Annotated in this window: 15 protein-coding genes; 5 read left to right on the plus strand and 10 right to left on the minus strand. The window is 34.9% G+C overall.

The genetic code is table 11. The features are described from left to right. Positions 1-623 precede the first annotated feature (623 nt). From ilvA to ilvD, 9 genes are all read right to left on the minus strand, one after another. Positions 624-1,892, minus strand: coding sequence for a threonine ammonia-lyase IlvA (gene ilvA / locus KA828_RS11425; RefSeq protein WP_210126249.1), 1,269 nt, complete (start codon positions 1,890-1,892; stop codon positions 624-626). A gap of 6 nt (positions 1,893-1,898) precedes the next feature. After that, entirely contained in the window at positions 1,899-2,474 is a 576-nt protein-coding gene (leuD, locus tag KA828_RS11430; RefSeq protein ID WP_053030463.1) for a 3-isopropylmalate dehydratase small subunit, read from the minus strand. 2 nt (positions 2,475-2,476) lie between these two features. Continuing rightward, positions 2,477-3,847: a 3-isopropylmalate dehydratase large subunit gene (gene leuC / locus KA828_RS11435; RefSeq protein WP_210126250.1), complete on the minus strand. Its 1,371-nt coding sequence runs from the start codon at positions 3,845-3,847 to the stop codon at positions 2,477-2,479. 14 nt (positions 3,848-3,861) lie between these two features. Next, positions 3,862-4,905: a 3-isopropylmalate dehydrogenase gene (gene leuB, locus KA828_RS11440; RefSeq protein ID WP_210126251.1), complete on the minus strand. Its 1,044-nt coding sequence runs from the start codon at positions 4,903-4,905 to the stop codon at positions 3,862-3,864. Then, positions 4,895-6,436 (minus strand): 2-isopropylmalate synthase, encoded by a 1,542-nt coding sequence (locus KA828_RS11445; RefSeq protein WP_210126252.1) that lies wholly within the window; start codon positions 6,434-6,436, stop codon positions 4,895-4,897. Before KA828_RS11445 ends, leuB begins: the two co-directional genes overlap by 11 nt. Positions 6,437-6,456: 20 nt before the next feature. Beyond that, on the minus strand, positions 6,457-7,461 hold the full coding sequence (gene ilvC, locus KA828_RS11450) for a ketol-acid reductoisomerase (protein WP_210126253.1): 1,005 nt from the start codon (positions 7,459-7,461) through the stop codon (positions 6,457-6,459). 133 nt (positions 7,462-7,594) lie between these two features. Continuing rightward, positions 7,595-7,837, minus strand: a complete 243-nt coding sequence (locus KA828_RS11455; protein ID WP_075109110.1) for an ACT domain-containing protein — start codon at positions 7,835-7,837, stop codon at positions 7,595-7,597. After that, entirely contained in the window at positions 7,834-9,609 is a 1,776-nt protein-coding gene (ilvB, locus tag KA828_RS11460; RefSeq protein WP_075109109.1) for a biosynthetic-type acetolactate synthase large subunit, read from the minus strand. The genes KA828_RS11455 and ilvB overlap by 4 nt, the downstream gene beginning before the upstream one ends. Before the next feature lie 18 nt (positions 9,610-9,627). After that, positions 9,628-11,316 carry a dihydroxy-acid dehydratase gene (gene ilvD, locus KA828_RS11465; RefSeq protein ID WP_210126254.1) on the minus strand — a complete coding sequence of 563 codons (1,689 nt, stop codon included), beginning with the start codon at positions 11,314-11,316 and terminating at the stop codon, positions 9,628-9,630. A 504-nt stretch (positions 11,317-11,820) separates the two neighbouring features. On the opposite strand from ilvD, the gene tsaE reads away from it, so the two are divergent. The 4 genes from tsaE to tsaD are packed head-to-tail and all read left to right on the plus strand — an operon-like array spanning position 11,821 to position 14,386. Then, the gene (gene tsaE, locus KA828_RS11470; RefSeq protein ID WP_053030443.1) at positions 11,821-12,282 is read left to right on the plus strand and encodes a tRNA (adenosine(37)-N6)-threonylcarbamoyltransferase complex ATPase subunit type 1 TsaE; all 462 of its coding nucleotides are present in this window, start codon (positions 11,821-11,823) and stop codon (positions 12,280-12,282) included. After that, positions 12,263-12,928 (plus strand): tRNA (adenosine(37)-N6)-threonylcarbamoyltransferase complex dimerization subunit type 1 TsaB, encoded by a 666-nt coding sequence (gene tsaB / locus KA828_RS11475; protein WP_075109107.1) that lies wholly within the window; start codon positions 12,263-12,265, stop codon positions 12,926-12,928. Before tsaE ends, tsaB begins: the two co-directional genes overlap by 20 nt. Beyond that, on the plus strand, positions 12,901-13,365 hold the full coding sequence (gene rimI / locus KA828_RS11480; protein ID WP_053030439.1) for a ribosomal protein S18-alanine N-acetyltransferase: 465 nt from the start codon (positions 12,901-12,903) through the stop codon (positions 13,363-13,365). The genes tsaB and rimI overlap by 28 nt, the downstream gene beginning before the upstream one ends. Further along, a complete protein-coding gene (gene tsaD, locus KA828_RS11485; RefSeq protein ID WP_210126255.1) occupies positions 13,358-14,386 on the plus strand; it encodes a tRNA (adenosine(37)-N6)-threonylcarbamoyltransferase complex transferase subunit TsaD in 1,029 nt (342 codons plus the stop codon). The genes rimI and tsaD overlap by 8 nt, the downstream gene beginning before the upstream one ends. Before the next feature lie 365 nt (positions 14,387-14,751). Here the strand turns inward: tsaD and abc-f are convergent, their stop codons facing one another. Next, positions 14,752-16,695 (minus strand): ribosomal protection-like ABC-F family protein, encoded by a 1,944-nt coding sequence (abc-f, locus tag KA828_RS11490; RefSeq protein WP_210126256.1) that lies wholly within the window; start codon positions 16,693-16,695, stop codon positions 14,752-14,754. 240 nt (positions 16,696-16,935) lie between these two features. Here abc-f and KA828_RS11495 point away from each other — a divergent pair, with 240 nt between their 5' ends. Beyond that, positions 16,936-17,574: a redox-sensing transcriptional repressor Rex gene (locus KA828_RS11495; protein WP_210126257.1), complete on the plus strand. Its 639-nt coding sequence runs from the start codon at positions 16,936-16,938 to the stop codon at positions 17,572-17,574. The last annotated feature ends 154 nt before the right edge of the window (positions 17,575-17,728 follow it).

A 17,728-nucleotide genomic window follows, 5' to 3' on the forward strand; every position in this document is an offset into this window, starting at 1 on the left:
ACACAGAAGTTAAGCTCCTTATCGCCGATGGTAGTTGGATTTACGTTCCGCTAGAGTAGGACGTTGCCAGGCAAATCGTAAGGATGCGATGAGCCGATATCGAGACCGTAAGGTCTCTTTTTTTATGCTTAAAAATCAAACCGAAGGTTTAATGATATATGTATAATGGCTTAACGAAGAGAAAGCGCTTGAAGCTGATGAGTTGAGAAAATTGAGAAGCGAGTTTAGTAGAGCTAAAAGAGCAAGCAATTTTAGAAAAGGAAGAAAGATGTGAGCGCTTGCCTCGAAGTAAAGTAAGGTTCTTAGCGCCGATGGTAGCCGATTTACGTTCCGCTAGAGTAGGACGTTGCCAGGCAAATCGTAAGGATGCGATGAGCCGATATCGAGACCGTAAGGTCTCTTTTTTTATGCTTAAAAATCAAACCGAAGGTTTAATGATATATGTATAATGGCTTAACGAAGAGAAAGCGCTTGAAGCTGATGAATTGAGAAAATTGAGAAGCGAGTTTAGTAGAGCTAAAAGAGCAAGCAATTTTAGAAAAGGAAGAAAGATGTGAGCGCTTGTGTTGAACTAAATGTACACAAATAACACTCCCATACAGATCAATGGGAGTGTTATATCATTAAATTAAAAGTGAATACAGCATCTTGTTTTCATTAATATAAATATTTGATGGATCAAAATTATGGACATTAGATTTGAGTTGATTAAGGTCATCGTGATTTTTCAGCTGAATGCCAATAATAACAGTACCCGTATTTTGAGAAGTTTTCTTTAAGTATTCAAACTTAGTAATATCATCTTGTGGTCCTAAAACATCATTTACAAATTCTTTGAGTGCACCAGGACGTTGAGGAAAGTTAAGTATAAAGTAATGTTTCATTTCCTCATAAAGTAATGAACGCTCTTCGATTTCTTTCATACGATTAATATCGTTATTACCACCACTAATGACGCATACTACAGTCTTACCTCGAATTTCTTTTTTATAATTCTCTAATGCTGCTACACTTAATGCACCTGCAGGTTCTGCAACGATGGCTTGTTTAGAGTACATATCTAAGATAGTTGAACAGACTGCTCCTTCATCTACTTGAATATAGTCGTCAACATATTGCTTAGCAATATTAAATGTGATATCACCTACACGTGCTACAGAAGCGCCATCTACAAATTTATCAATATGGTCGAGTGTAACAACTTTATTTTGTACAACTACTGATTCATACATGCTGCTAGCGCCAGTAGGTTCAACACCAATTATTTTAGTTTGAGGGCTATATTGATTTAAATACGTACTTATACCTGAAATCAAACCGCCACCACCAATTGCAGCGAATAAATAGTCAAAAGTGATAGCATCATGATTTGACTGATTCAAAATTTCTTTTGCAAGCGTGCCTTGACCAGCGATTGTGTTGAAGTTATTAAAAGGATCAATGAAGGTCATATGATTTTGTTTAGTATAAGCTAAAGCTTCTTTTAAACAATCATCAAAGGTGTCTCCAGTTAGCACGATTTTAACATTTTTTGAACCAAAGAATTTAACTTGATTAACTTTTTGAAGAGGTGTGGTCACTGGCATAAATATGACTGCTTGTAAATTTAGTGCTTTAGCAGTATATGCCACACCTTGAGCATGATTTCCGGCACTGGCACATGTAATACCTTTTTCTTTAGCCTCATCAGTTAATACCGAAATGGCATTATATGCACCTCTAAGTTTAAATGAACGTACCCATTGTAAATCTTCTCTTTTTAAATAGACGTTACAATCATATTTTTGCGAAAGATAGAGATCATATTGTAGAGGTGTCTCTTTAACAACATCTTTAATTCGTAAATATGCATTATCTACATCTTTAGCATTTACTGTTGTTTTTACAGTCATAGTATCTCAACCTTTATTTTTATTTTCATATTGTTCTATTAAATCTTCATACGCCAATGTAATGGCGATATCATCTAGTCCATTTACTAATTTATGTTTCCACGTTTCATCGATTTTAAATTTGAATGATTTATTATTTGCTGAAACTGTCTGTTGTGGTAAATCCACTGTAATTTCTTTCTGAGATGCTAAATATTTTCTTTCATCTTCATTCAAAGTTATCGGTAGCATGCCATTTTTTGTACAATTCATATAAAAGATGTCACTAAAACTTCCAGCTATAATAATATTAAATCCATAATCTTTTAAAGCCCATGCAGCATGTTCTCGACTTGAGCCACAACCAAAATTATCTCCAGTTATTAAAATAGAAGCACCTGCATATTCAGGTTTGTTTGGATTAAAATCTGGATTATCTGAACCGTCTGGTAGATATCGCCATTCATCAAACGCAAATGGTCCAAATCCACTTTTAGTAATGCGTTTAAGATGAGCTTTAGGAATAATTTGATCGGTATCTATATTGTCGTTAAATAATGGTACAACTTTACCTGTGTAGGTTGTAATAGGTTGAATATCCATTGTTAAACAACCACCTTTCTAACATCTACAAATTTTCCTTTGATAGCGGCAGCAGCTGCCATAGCAGGGGACACAAGATGCGTTCTCGCACCTTTACCTTGTCTTCCTTCAAAGTTACGATTACTTGTAGAAGCACAATGAATGCCTTCTGGTACTTGGTCTGGATTCATACCTAAACACATTGAGCAACCAGGTTCTCTCCATTGGAATCCAGCCTCTTTGAAGATTTTATCTAAACCTAACGCTTCAGCTTCTTTTTTAACAGAACGAGAGCCTGGTACAACGATTGCAGTAATCTTAGGGTGAACTTGATTACCTTTAACGATGTGACTAGCTTCTATTAAATCCGATAGTCTTGCATTTGTACAAGAACCTAAGAAGACATAACCTAAATCAATATCTTCTGCTTTTTGGCCTGGTTTAAGACCCATGTATTGGTAGGCACGCTCATCATTAATATTTTTAATTTGTGGAAAAGGTGTATTAAAACTAACACCCATTTCTGGATTTGTGCCCCATGTCACTTGTGGTTCGAGATGTGTGACATCGAGTTGAATAACTTTATCAAATTGAGCGTCCTCATCAGTATATAATTTACGCCAATCATGAATAGAACGTTCAAAATTTTGAGCATACATTCTACCTTTGACGTAATCGAATGTTGTTTCATCTGGTTGCATTAATCCATATTTAGCGCCAGCTTCTATAGCCATATTGCAAATCGTCATTCTAGCTTCCATGGATAACGCTTTGATTGTTTCACCCGTAAACTCTATAGCATAGCCTGTGCCAAAATCCACCCCATATTTACTAATAAGATACAAAATAATATCTTTGGCGTAGACACCTTTTGGTAGTTGACCTGTGACATCTATTTTTAAGTTTTTAGGTTTCGTTTGCCAAAGCGTTTGAGTAGCAAATACATGTTCTACTTCACTTGTTCCTATGCCAAAGGCGATTGCACCAAAAGCACCATGTGTAGCAGTATGTGAATCACCACAGACAATTGTTTTTCCTGGTTGAGTAAGACCAGTTTCTGGACCAACCATATGAACAATACCTTGTTCGTCTGAACCCATGTCAAAGAGATGAACGCCAAATGCTTTTGCATTTTTTTGAAGTGTTGTGATTTGTTTATTTGCAATTTCATCTTTAATATTAAAAATATCAATGGTAGGAACATTGTGGTCTAACGTTGCGAATGTTAAATCAGGACGTCTTAATTTACGGTTCTGTAGTCTCAATCTTTCGAAAGCTTGAGGAGAAGTCACTTCATGAATTAAGTGCAAATCTATATATAATAATTGAGGCTCACCTTCATTACCGGTTAAAACATGTTTATTCCAAACTTTATCGAATAACGTTTGTCCCATAAAAGTACTCCTCCTTATTCATAATTCTTTTTTAGTTCGTTAAAAATATCTGACGTAGTATATTGGCCATTTAAATCTGGTGTTGTTTTTCCTTCTTTAATTAACTGATATACCAATTGTTCTAGTTCTGATGCGGCATCTTCAAAGTTAAAGCTTTCACGCAAACACATTGCTAAAGAAAGAACCATACCAAATGGATTAGCTATATTTTGATTTGCAATATCAGGTGCTGAACCATGAATAGGCTCATATAATCTTGGCCCTTCTAAACTAAAACTAGCAGAAGGGGATAAACCTAGAGAACCAGGTATAGTAGAAGCTTCATCACTTAAAATATCTCCAAATAAATTTTCGGTTATAATTACGTCGAAATCGGTAGGTCGCGTAATTAAGTGCATACTACACGCGTCAACTAATAAATGGTTTACTTCTACTTCTGGATAATCCAAGCTAACTTCATCGATTGTTTGACGCCAAAGCTTACTCGAAGCTAGTACATTTTCTTTATCAACTGATGTTAATTTTTTCTTTCGATTTAATGCTAATTCAAATGCAACCTTCGCAATACGTTGAATTTCGTCTTTAGTGTAAGTTAATGAATCTAATGCACTAAGGTCATCAAGATGTCGAGGTTGACCGAAATATAATCCGCTAGTTAACTCTCTTACTATAATAAGATCAGTTCCTTTGACACGTTCTTCTTTTATTGGAGAGAAGTGGCTTGTACCGTCTGTAACTTTAGTAGGACGTATGTTAGCGAATAATCCTAATGATTTCCGCAATGCCAATAAGCCTTGTTCAGGTCTATTATTAGGGTTTGTCCATTGTGGACCACCTACAGCTCCCAGTAAAATTGCATCTGCATTTTTACACGCTTCTAAAGTATCATCTGGTAGGGGAACACCCTGCGAATCTATGGCTGCACCACCAAAGTCATACGACTTCAACTGATACTTAAATTGATATTTTTTACTTATTTGTTCTAATAGTTCTAACGTTCCACTTAATATTTCTGGACCTATGCCATCACCGGGTAAAGCTACTATTTTAAAAGGCATGATGATTACGCTCCTTATTTTGAATTTCACTCGCATATTTTGCATGCGCTTCTACATATGCTTTGCAAGAGGCATATAATACATCATGGTCAATACCGATACCATTAACGGTATGACCCTCTATATTTAATGACACATGAACTTCAGCTTGAGCATCAGTACCTTCAGTGACTGAATCAATTCGATATTCAATGAGTTCACTCTTATGCTTGAAAATTCGATCAACTGCATTATATATAGCCACAATTGATCCCGTACCAATACTTGAATCTTGATATAACTTACCATGTTTATCTTTGATAACGACGACAGCACTTTGTAAACCGTTTGACACAAATTGTAATTGCAGTGTTTCGACTTGATATATTGCATTTTGTTCATGTTCAGAACCTTGAATCAGTGCGTGTATATCACGATCTGTAACACTTTTCTTCTTATCAGCTATAGCTTTAAATTGTTTAAATAATTCAACTTGATTTTGAGGTTCAATATCATATCCTAATGATTTTAATTTTTCAGCAAAAGCGTGTTTACCTGATAATTTGCCAAGCGGTAAATCATTTTTACGTATACCAACAAGTTGTGGTGTCATAATTTCATATGTTTCTGGATTTTTTAGAACGCCATCTTGATGAATACCAGATTCATGACTGAAAGCATTTTGACCCACAATGGCTTTATTTCTTGGTACACGTATACCAGCATAGCGTGATATAATGTCGGATGTGTTTTTGGTTTCTGATAGATTTAATCGCGTTTCATTACCATAATGGTCTTTTCGTACATATAGCGCTAACGCTAATTCTTCTAGCGCAGTATTGCCTGCTCGTTCACCAATGCCGTTAACTGTTCCTTCTATTCGAGTAGCACCATTTTCAATTGCAGCTAAGCTATTTGCAACTGCCATTCCTAAATCGTCATGACAATGTGCACTATAAATAATGTCTTGGTTCGTCTTTATGTGCTCAATTAAGGTTTTAAAAATTTGACCATATTCATTTGGATAACTGTAACCAACAGTGTCTGGAATATTAATTATCGTTGCACCAGAGTCAACTGCCATTTGTACACATTTGATTAAGAAATCTGATTCTGTTCTAGTCGCATCCTCTGGTGAAAATTGAACGACATCGAAGTATTGTTTAGCATACGTGACATGTTCTTTAATTGATTCCAATACTTGTTCTTGAGTCATTTTGAGTTTATGCGTTAAATGAATAGGTGAGGTAGCTATAAACACATGAATAACTGGTTTTACAGCATCTTTCGTAGCCTCATAAACAGCATCAATATCTGATTTCTTACAACGCGCTAATCCACATACAGCTGTTTGAGTTAATGTATTTGAAATTGCTTGAACAGACTTAAAACTACCAGTACTAGAAGCGGGAAACCCAGCCTCTAGTATATCTACACCCCATGTCTCTAACTGTTTAGCTATCTTTAATCTTTCATCAAAAGAGAAATTAACGCCTGGTGTTTGTTCACCATCTCTTAAAGTCGTATCGAAAATTTGAATATGGCTTTCCATCTTTAACAACCCCTTAGCTATTATTTTTGAATGCTTTTAGATTTAATGAATGGCATCATTTTTCTTAACTCACGACCAACAGCTTCAATTTCATGACCGTGTTGTTGTTCGCGTAATTTATAAAATTCTTTAAAGCCATTTTCATTATCTTTAACAAAACTATTTGCAAAATTACCATTTTGAATATCTTTTAATACAGCTTTCATATTATCTTTGACATCCGATGTAATGATTCTAGGCCCTGAAACATAGTCGCCATATTCTGCAGTGTTTGAGATTGAATAACGAACGTTTTCCATTCCGCCTTCATACATTAAATCAACAATTAATTTCATTTCGTGTAATACTTCGAAATAAGCTAATTCTTTTTGATAACCCGCTTCAACAAGTGTTTCAAAACCACTTTGGATTAATTTATGGATACCACCACAAAGTACAGCTTGCTCACCGAATAAATCAGTTTCTGTTTCTTCTTTAAATGTTGTTTCAATGACACCCGCACGCGTAGCACCAATACCTTTTGCGTAACTTAAAGAAATATCGCGTGCTTGACCAGTAGCATCTTGTTGTACACCGAATAATGCCGGCACTGCAGTTCCTTCAACGAACGTACGTCTTACTAAGTGACCAGGTCCTTTAGGTGCTACTAGGAAGACATCGACATCTTTCGGTGGTTTGATAACTTCAAAGTGAATGTTAAATCCGTGTGCAAATGCTAAGGCATTTCCTGCTTCTAAATTAGGTTCAATTTCGTTTTTATATACATTGCCTTGAATTTCATCTGGTAATAATACCATGATGACATCAGCTTGTTTAACGGCTTCTGCGACTGGATACACATCAAATCCGTCTTCTTTAGCTTTGTCAAAAGAATGACCAGGGCGGATACCTACAATAACGTCATAGCCATTGTCTTTAAGATTTTGTGCATGTGCATGTCCTTGTGAACCGTAACCTACAATTGCGATTTTTTTACCTTGTAATGCATCTTTCTCAACTGATTGATCATAATAAACTTTAGTCATAATACATTCCTCCAAAAATTTAAAATTTCAATATTTTGAATATTCTCAAAATTATAGATATACTATTATTTATAAAATGTGATGTTAGTCATGTTTTGTTTATTTGTACTAGCGCATCAATGTAGAATTTACTTTATTGCTGGTTGATAACTTGAACTTCTAATACACTGACTTGTTTTTTTAATTTGGCTACTAATATTTTAAAAATTGCTTCATCTTCAATGTTAGCAATAATTTGCATATCAGAAATACCGTTGTCTTCTGATGGCTTAACTGTCAGTTCGTTTATATTATATTGTAGTCGAACGAAGGCGCTCGTGATTCTATTTAACGTACTTACTTGGTCTGTGACTTTTAACTGTAAAACGCGTTTCATTCTAATCCCTCCATTTCATGGTTCGCTTTGCCACTTGGAATCATAGGATTAACTGGTTCGGTAGGTGAGATTCTAACTTCAATTAATGCAGGCCCTTGATAATTAAATGCTTCATCAAGTGTCGCTGTTAATTTATCGGGATGATCAATTAAGTAACCTTTGACACCATAAGCTTCCGCCATTTTCATGAAGTCAGGTTGATCATTAAATACGGAATGAGAGAATCGATGGTTAAAGAATTTGTCTTGCCACTGTTTGACCATACCTAAGGTTCCGTTATTAATAAGAACGATCTTTACATTAAGTCCGTATTCAGGAAGTAATGCCATTTCCTGATTCGTCATTTGGAACCCACCATCACCAACGAAACAGATAACAGTTTTGTCGGGTTCAGCTAATTGAGCACCAATCGCAGAAGGAATACCAAAGCCCATCGTACCTAATCCGCCACTTGTAACCCATTGACCATGATGTTTGAAAGGATAGAATTGAGCCGCCCACATTTGATGTTGCCCAACATCAGTAGTAACGATGGCTTCACCGTGTGTAATTTGCCCAATATATTCAATCGCCTTTTGAGGCTTACAAAATGTGTCATCTGCCACTGTATATTTAAAAGGATGTTTGCTTTTATTTTCAAGACAATGTTGAACCCATTCATCATGAGAAGTTTCATTTTTAAACTTATGAGACAAAGCTGTCAATACCTGTTTACAATCAGCTACAATTCCCAAATCAGTGGCAATCACTTTATTGATTTCCGATTCATCAATATCCACATGAACAACAATAGCATTCGGTGCAAATTCATCCGGTTTGCTTGCAAGTCTATCATCGAATCGACTACCCAAATTAAGTAATAAATCACATTCAGTTAAAGCCATATTGCTAGCGTAAGATCCATGCATACCACCCATACCTAGAAATAATGGATTATCGTATGGAATCGCACCTAAGCCTAATAGTGTAGTCACTACTGGAATTTGATGTTTCGTTACAAACTGCGTTAATAAATCGTTGGATTGCGAATGATTTATCCCTGCACCTGCTAAGACTACTGGTTGTTTGGCCTTAGATAGATAATGAACTAATTGATCAATGTCTTTATTCTGAGGTTCTTCAGTAACTGTATAGGCTGGTAAATTCACGTCACTTACAAGTGGTGCAGTTGTTTTTAGCACACCCATATCTTTAGGGAAATCTATAACGACTGGGCCTTTACGACCTGAATTAGCTAAGTAAAATGCTTCATGAATAATTCTAGGAATATCGTTTACATTTTTAACTTGGAAATTCGCCTTCGTGATTGGTGTTGTCATAGAAAGTAAATCTGCCTCTTGAAAGGCATCTTTACCAATACCTGGCGTTGCTACTTGTCCTGTGAATACCACCAAGGGGAGGGAATCACAATAAGCATCTGTAATACCTGTAATTGCATTTGTAGCGCCAGGACCACTTGTAACTACGACTACACCAGTTTTGCCAGATACTCTAGCATAGCCTTCAGCAGCATGTGTCGCACCTTGCTCATGTCTTGCCAAAATGTGTTTAATTTTACCATCATAAAACGTGTCGTATAAAGGTAAAACTGCACCACCAGGATAGCCGAAAATAAAGTCAACATCTTCATGTAATAGGGCTTCAACTAAAAGTTCTGAGCCCGCTCTTAGTGTGTGATTCTCGTTACTATTGACGTCTGCTTTCAGATTAGATTGATTTGAATGTGCCGTAGTTGATGAACTAACGACGTTACTTTCCATTTTATTTGCCATGATGAACAACTCCTCTAGTTAGATAAGATTTTCGGGAACTTGCATTATGCCACCAGTGTTTGCACTCGTAACCAAAGCGGTATATCTCGCTAAATAACCTGATTTTACTTTAGCTTTAAAAGGTTGTAGTTCTTTTTTGCGTTGATTAAGTTCTTCTTCAGTTTGATTAACATCTAAAGTGCGATTGATTAAATCAATCGTAATTTCATCACCGTCTTTAATGAGGCCAATAGGACCACCTGATGCGGCTTCTGGTGAAATATGTCCAACAGCAATACCTCTTGTTGCTCCAGAAAATCTACCATCAGTAATTAATGCAACGTCTTTACCTAATCCTCTACCTACAATTGAAGAGGTAGGTGCTAACATTTCAGGCATTCCTGGTCCTCCTTTAGGTCCTTCGTAACGTATAACAACGACGTGACCTTCACGAACGATTTTGTTATCAATGGCCTCGACTGCTTCATCATGTGAGTTGAAACAGATTGCCTTACCAGTGAATGTTTTGATAGAAGGGTCAACACCACCAACTTTAATTACGGCACCTTTAGGCGCAATATTTCCGAATAAGATAGAGAGACCACCTTGTTTATCATATGGATTGTCAAGTGAGTGAATGACCTCAAAGTTTTTAATCTCTTTACCTTCATTATTTTCACGGAGCGTTTGTCCAGTCACTGTAAGTCTATCTGGGTGTAGAGTGCCTTCTTTTTTCATTAATTCATTTATGATAGCTGGACAACCACCAGCTTCGTGTACATCGTGCATTGAATATGATGAACTTGGTGCAATCTTAGATAAATAAGGCGTTCTCTTAGCAATTTCATTGATACGCTCTAAGTCATAGTCAATGCCAGCTTCATTTGCTATCGCTAAAGTATGTAATACCGTGTTAGTGGAACCACCCATCGCCATGTCCAGTGCGAATGCATCGTCAATTGCTTCTCTAGTCACAATATCAAGTGGCTTAATATCTTTTTTAATATTATCAACTAATTTAAAGGCCGCTTCACGAATCATTTCTCTTCTTTGTTCACTAACTGCTAAAGCTGTACCGTTATAAGGTAGTGCTAAACCTAACACTTCCATTAGGCAATTCATTGAATTTGCTGTAAACATGCCTGCGCATGAGCCACAAGTAGGGCAAGCATTTTGTTCCATATCTAAAAATGCTTCTTTCGAAAGTTTACCTTCTTTAAAAGCACCAACTGCTTCAAACATGGATGATAATGTTAATGCTTTCCCTTGAGCAGATAATCCAGCTTTCATAGGGCCACCTGAACAGAATATTGCTGGTACATTGGTTCTTACGGCAGCTAATATCATACCAGGTGTGATTTTGTCGCAATTAGGAATGTAAAATACACCATCGAACCAGTGCGCATTAATAACAGTTTCAGCAGCATCTGCAATAAGTTCTCGAGAAGGGAGTGAGTATCGCATTCCAATATGTCCCATAGCGATACCGTCATCGACACCAATCGTATTAAATTCAAAAGGAATTGCGCCTGCCTCACGTATTGCTTCTTTCGCGATGTCAGCCAGTTCTCTTAAATGGACATGTCCAGGTACAATGTCGATATAAGAATTACAAATCGCTACAAAAGGTTTATTCATATCTGTTGGATTTTTAAGTGCGCCCGTGGCGTGTAAAAGACTTCGAGCAGGTGCTTGTTGATCACCTTTTTTTATCATGTCACTTCTCATAAATAATTCCCCCATAAAACACATTAAGTTTGTTACACATAAAAAGACGTCCCAATTTGTGATTGGGACGTCTACAAGTCCCATTCAATGAGAAATAGGACTTAAACATTTAGTAATTGAAAGATACTAAAGTTCCAGCCCTTGAGAGTATAATAAAATAATTAAATTGTCAGTCGGATTATATGCTTGATGTGTCATTGTAGTCATTTTAATATACTCCTTCCTTGAATGGTTATATTTAAATAGTTAGAATTGTTTAAAAATTCGATAAACTTAATTTACTACACAGTGTTTATTAAGTCAATATAATTTTTAAGAATTTTCTAACATCAATCCTTTTTCAAATTTATGTTCCTTATAGGGAAATTGCTAGAGGAATTTGTTATACTTATTAAGTTAAATTGTTATGGCTTAATTCAATTGTGTTAGGAAAATTAAGTCATTTAAAATCAAAAATATAGCAATATAATTTAGTTAATAAAATAAGTAGAGAGAGTGGGACTAATGATAACGATTAATAACTTGGATGAATTAGATCAATTCGCTAATGTGTTAGTTCGACACTTAAAGCCTGGTGATGTCATTTTATTAAATGGTGATCTTGGTGCAGGTAAAACAACGCTAACTCAATTTATAGGTAAACATTTAGGTGTTAAACGTAATATTAATTCTCCGACATTTAATATTATAAAATCTTATAGAGGTAGTCATTTAAAGCTACATCATATGGACTGCTATCGTTTGGAAGATTCAGATGAGGACTTAGGTTTTGAAGAATATTTTCAAGATGAAGGCATCACTGTTATTGAGTGGAGTCAATTTATTTATGATTTATTACCTGAAGAACGATTAATCATTAATATAGATACTGTTAACGAAACGCAAAGAACGATTGAATTAAATGGCATAGGGACACATTATTTGAACGTTAAGGAGGAAGTTGAAAGTGAATTTATTACTGATTGATACATCAAATCAACCGATGTCAATCGCAATCATGCAAGATCATACCGTATTGTCTGAAATGACTACCGAAAATAAAAAAGATCATTCTAGTCAACTTATGCCTGGTATTCAACATTTATTTGAAGAAGCGAAAATTGATAAAAGCGAGATTGATGGTATTGTAGTTGCTAAGGGGCCAGGTTCATATACAGGTGTAAGAATTGGTGTTACAACTGCTAAAACGTTAGCATATGCATTAAATGCAAAATTATATGGCGTATCGTCTTTATTAGCATTAGCTGCCACAATGGATGAAAGCGACCAAAGGTTATTGGTTCCTATTATTGATGCACGTCGAGAAGCGGTTTATACAGGTGTTTATCAATATGAAGATGGAAAATTAAAGACAATTTTAGAAGATCAATATTTACCAATTCAAGAATTAAAACAACAATTGACTGATTTCAAACAACCATTTGTCTATATTGGTAAAGATGCTGATAAATTATCAAACTACCTTGATGGAGAAATACAAAGTCACTTACCATATGCACCTGCAATGAAACCACTTTTAACTGAAAGTGAAGATATTCATACATTTGTTCCAAATTATATTAAATTATCAGAGGCAGAAAGAAATTGGCTAAACCAACAGAATCAGAATTAACAATTAGAGCGATGCAAGTTGATGATGTTCCTAATGTATTTGATATAGAACGTGACAGTTTTAATGATAGTTCATGGACGATAGATGCATTTTATCATGAATTAAATGAAAATAACTTTGCTAAATATTTTGTAATTCTTTTTGAAAATGAAATTATCGGATATCTAGGGCTATGGATTGTTATTGATCAAGCTCAAATAACAACGATAGCTATTCGTAAAGATTACAGAGGATATGGGCTGGGACAATTATTGTTAAAATATGTTATGGATTATGCTAAGCATACATGTGAAGTAATGAGTTTAGAAGTTAGAGTTGATAATGTCATAGCACAACACGTTTATACTAATTTGGGTTTTCAATTTGGTGGTAAACGTAAAAATTATTATGGAGAAGGCGAGGATGCAATGGTTATGTGGGTGAACTTAAATGAATAAAGAAACATTAATATTAGCAATTGAAACAAGTTGTGATGAAACAAGTGTAAGTGTCATTAAGGATGGCAACACAATTTTATCCAATATTGTACTTAGCCAAATTGAGAGTCATAAGCGTTTTGGAGGTGTTGTGCCAGAGGTTGCCAGTCGACATCATGTGGAAGGTATTACAACAACTATTGATGAAGCGCTAATATCTGCAAACATCACGATGCATGATATAGATGCAATAGCTGTAACTCAAGGTCCAGGATTAATTGGGGCATTGCTGATTGGTATTAATGCAGCAAAAGCACTAGCCTTTGCTTACGATAAACCACTTATTCCTGTACACCATATTGCTGGTCATATTTACGCTAATCATTTAGAAGAACCATTAACATTTCCTTTAATCGCGTTAATCGTATCTGGAGGTCACACTGAACTCGTGTATATGAAATCTCATATGCATTTTGAAGTTATTGGAGAGACAAGAGATGATGCAGTGGGTGAAGCCTATGATAAAGTGGCACGAACAATTGATTTACCATATCCGGGTGGACCACAAATTGACAAATTAGCACAACAAGGTCAAGATACGTATGATTTTCCAAGAGTATGGTTAGAAAAAGATAGTTATGATTTTAGTTTTAGTGGTTTGAAAAGTGCTGTAATCAACAAACTGCATGATTTAAGACAAAAAAATGAAACGATTGTTAAAGAAAATGTGGCAACTAGTTTTCAAAATAGTGTCGTAGATGTATTAAGTACTAAAGCGATGAATGCATGTAAGGCATATAATGTGAATAGACTTATCGTTGCTGGTGGCGTTGCAAGTAACAAAGGACTTCGTCAACGTTTACAACATTTATGTGAAGCAAATAATATCCATTTGTCTATTCCAAGTCCTAAATTATGTACGGATAATGCAGCAATGATCGGCGCAGCGGCATACTACTATTATCAAGCAGGCGTTACAGCTCATTTAGATTTAAATGGCGAAAATAACATGGACATAGAAGAAGCAACAATAGATGCTTAAATGATTTTAAAAATTTATTTTACGATAAGAAACCTCTTATGAACGTTAGCATTGTAATGCTTATGTTATAAGAGGTTTTATTTTTGAAGAAACATCATTTGATAAAGGTCAATAGGGAACATTTGTACTTATCAACATTAAGTGTATAAGTTGTGGATAAAAGGTTCTTAACAATGTGGATAGCAGATTAATTTTGTGTAAAAAAATGGTAAATGAATCAAAAATATCTTGTGGATAAGTAGGATAACTTTGTGGATAGTTGGCATTATCGCATTTTAACTGTTTATAACTTTTATTGAAATTGATTAAAAAAAATAGCTAAAAAGTTATAAAATACTTTCTAGCTATTTTAAGATTAATGCGTTTTAAACATTTTCTTGTAAATTTTCCCATTCGGTCATAACTTGTTCTAATTTCTGTTCGGTTTCTTGTTTTTGATTCGCTAATGATGAAGCTTTTTCAGGATTATTAAATACATCAGGTTGCGTCAGTTGTTCATCAATTTGAGCGATTTCATTTTCATAGGATTCAATTTTAGATTCACATTCTTCAATGAGACGTTCTAATTTACGTTGCTCACGGCGTTGTTGTTTTTGTGAATCATACGTATTGATAGTGATATTGTTTACGTTTTGATTGGAAACATTATTCTTGCTATCATCATTACGTTCATTTTCAAATGCTTCTAATGCAGCAGCTTCCTCTGTTTTCTCAATATAATATTGATAATCTCCAAGATACATCTGACCGCCATCTATATTTAAATCAAAGACTTTATTAGCTAATTGATTAATAAAGTATCGATCATGGGAAACGAATAGAATCGTTCCTTCAAAATCTTTTAATGCTTGTTCAAGCATTTCTTTAGAATCAATATCTAAATGGTTTGTAGGTTCATCAAGGATTAAGACGTTATCTCTTTGTAACATAAGGAGTGCTAATTGTAATCGTGCTTTTTCGCCACCAGATAAATCGTTAATAATTTTTTTAACATCATCTTGTACAAATAAGAAACGTCCTAATACAGCGCGTATGTCTTTTTCATTCATAGTTGGATATTGATCCCAAACATAGTCGAGAATTGTTTTGTTGGATTTAAATTCTGCTTGCTTTTGATCATAATAGCCAATTTGTAGATTAGCACCAAAGGTAATATTACCGTCTATTTGATCTTGTCGTTGTGCGATTGTCTTAATTAGCGTCGTTTTACCTACACCATTAGGACCTATGATTGCGATATGATCGCCTTTCGTGACTTCTATGTTAATTGGAGATGTTATAGGCGCATCATAGCCAATTTCAAGATTGCGAATGTGCATCACGTCATTTCCTGTATTTCGATTGAAACCAAATTGAATATTGGCACTTCTTGCGTCTAGCATTGGTTTGTCGATACGTTCCATTTTTTCTAATGTTTTGCGACGACTTTTTGCCATACCACTTGTTGAGGCACGTGTAATATTCTTTTCTACAAAGGTTTCCAATCGCTTAATTTCATCTTGTTGACGTTCATATTCTTGCATGCGACTTTCATAATACTTATCACGTTGCTCGATAAATTGCTCGTAATTGCCTACATAACGTTTAACATCAGCAAGTGCCACATCATAGATTTGCGTGACAATCTTGTCTAAGAAGTATCTATCGTGACTGATGATGACGATGGCACCTTTGAAGTATTTTAAATAATCTTCTAACCACTTTGTTGTTTCTAAATCTAAATGGTTTGTAGGTTCGTCTAATAGTAATAAATCTGGCTCATTTAATAACATTTGTGCTAATGATAATCGTGTTTTTTGACCACCACTAAAATCGTTAATAGGTTTATCAAAATCATCTTCGGTAAAATTTAAACCATGTAGAACTGTCTTGATTTTACTTTCATATTGATAACCATCGAGTTGTTCAAATTGATTGGTTAATGATTCATAACGTTCCATATGTTGTTGATAGGCATCAGAATCATAGTCAGATGCATGATCAGCGAGCCAGTTCGTTTCTTCTTTAATTAAGCGTTCCATCTTTTTGAGATGTTCAAATGGTTTAGACATTTCTTCAAACACTGAAGCGGATGAATTAAGCGTCATTTGTTGGGTAAGGTAACCCATTCGTAAATTTTTAATTTTAGAAATATGGCCGCTATCGTAATCTTCAACACCGGCAATAATTTTCATTAAGGTTGATTTTCCAGCACCGTTACGACCTACGATTCCGATTCGTTCGCCTGTCTTTACTTCGAAATTCACACGTGTGAAAATATCATCACCATCAAATGATTTCGAAATGTCATTTAATTGCAAGAGTATCATTCAGGTTTCACCTTTCTATTTGTAAGTTTATTACTCGAAATTAAGTTGTATATTACTCTATATTTTACCATATTACTTAGTTTCTTGAAACTAAGTTATTTATTTTTAAAATGCGTTAAGGTATAATATTCCAGTATTCATAATAGGACATAAGAAAATTTTAAAAATTTAAAACGTTTAGCACTCAAAATAGTTTGGATACATAGATTATAAAATTCAAACGAAAGGGGGGCATTTTAAATGGCTCAAAATAAATCTAAAATTCCACGGGCAACTTTGAAACGATTACCTTTATATTACAGATTCGTTAACACGTTAAAATCAAAAGGCATAGACAGAGTGAATTCAAAAGCGATTAGCGAGGCATTAAATATTGAATCAGCAACCATTCGTAGAGATTTCTCATATTTTGGAGAATTAGGGAAAAAAGGTTATGGTTACAATATAGATAGTTTATTAGAATTCTTTAAAACGGCACTTAGTGATAGCGATAATATACACATTGCATTGGTAGGTGTTGGTAATTTAGGTAGAGCACTTTTAACGTATAACTTTTCAATTCACGATGAAATGACCATTACAGAGGCTTTTGATGTTGATGAGCACATTGTCGGAAATAAGATTGGTGATGTGACTGTCCATCATATGAACGAATTAAAACAAGTTCTTGCTGACAAAGATATTAATGTTGTTATTTTAACGACGCCAGAAAGTGTAGCGCAACGTGTGGCAAATGAGTTAATTGAAGCAAATATTAATGGTATTTTAAATTTCACACCAACTAGAATAGAAGTACCTAATAGTGTACAAGTTCATCATATTGACTTAGGTATAGAATTGCAATCATTGCTATTCTTCATGAAAAATTATTCCAATTAAATAACGTCACTTTTATTACAGCACTCTGGGACATAAATAATATAATCATGCTATTTAGCAAATTCGCAGTAGCTGACTGAACTGATAAGGCGCTTAAATCAAGCTTTTCTCAGTTCTAGTCATCCTTGCGGGTGGGGCCCCAGCAAAGAGAATT

Source organism: Staphylococcus sp. GDY8P85P (genome assembly GCF_017892405.1).
Lineage (GTDB): Bacteria > Bacillota > Bacilli > Staphylococcales > Staphylococcaceae > Staphylococcus > Staphylococcus borealis.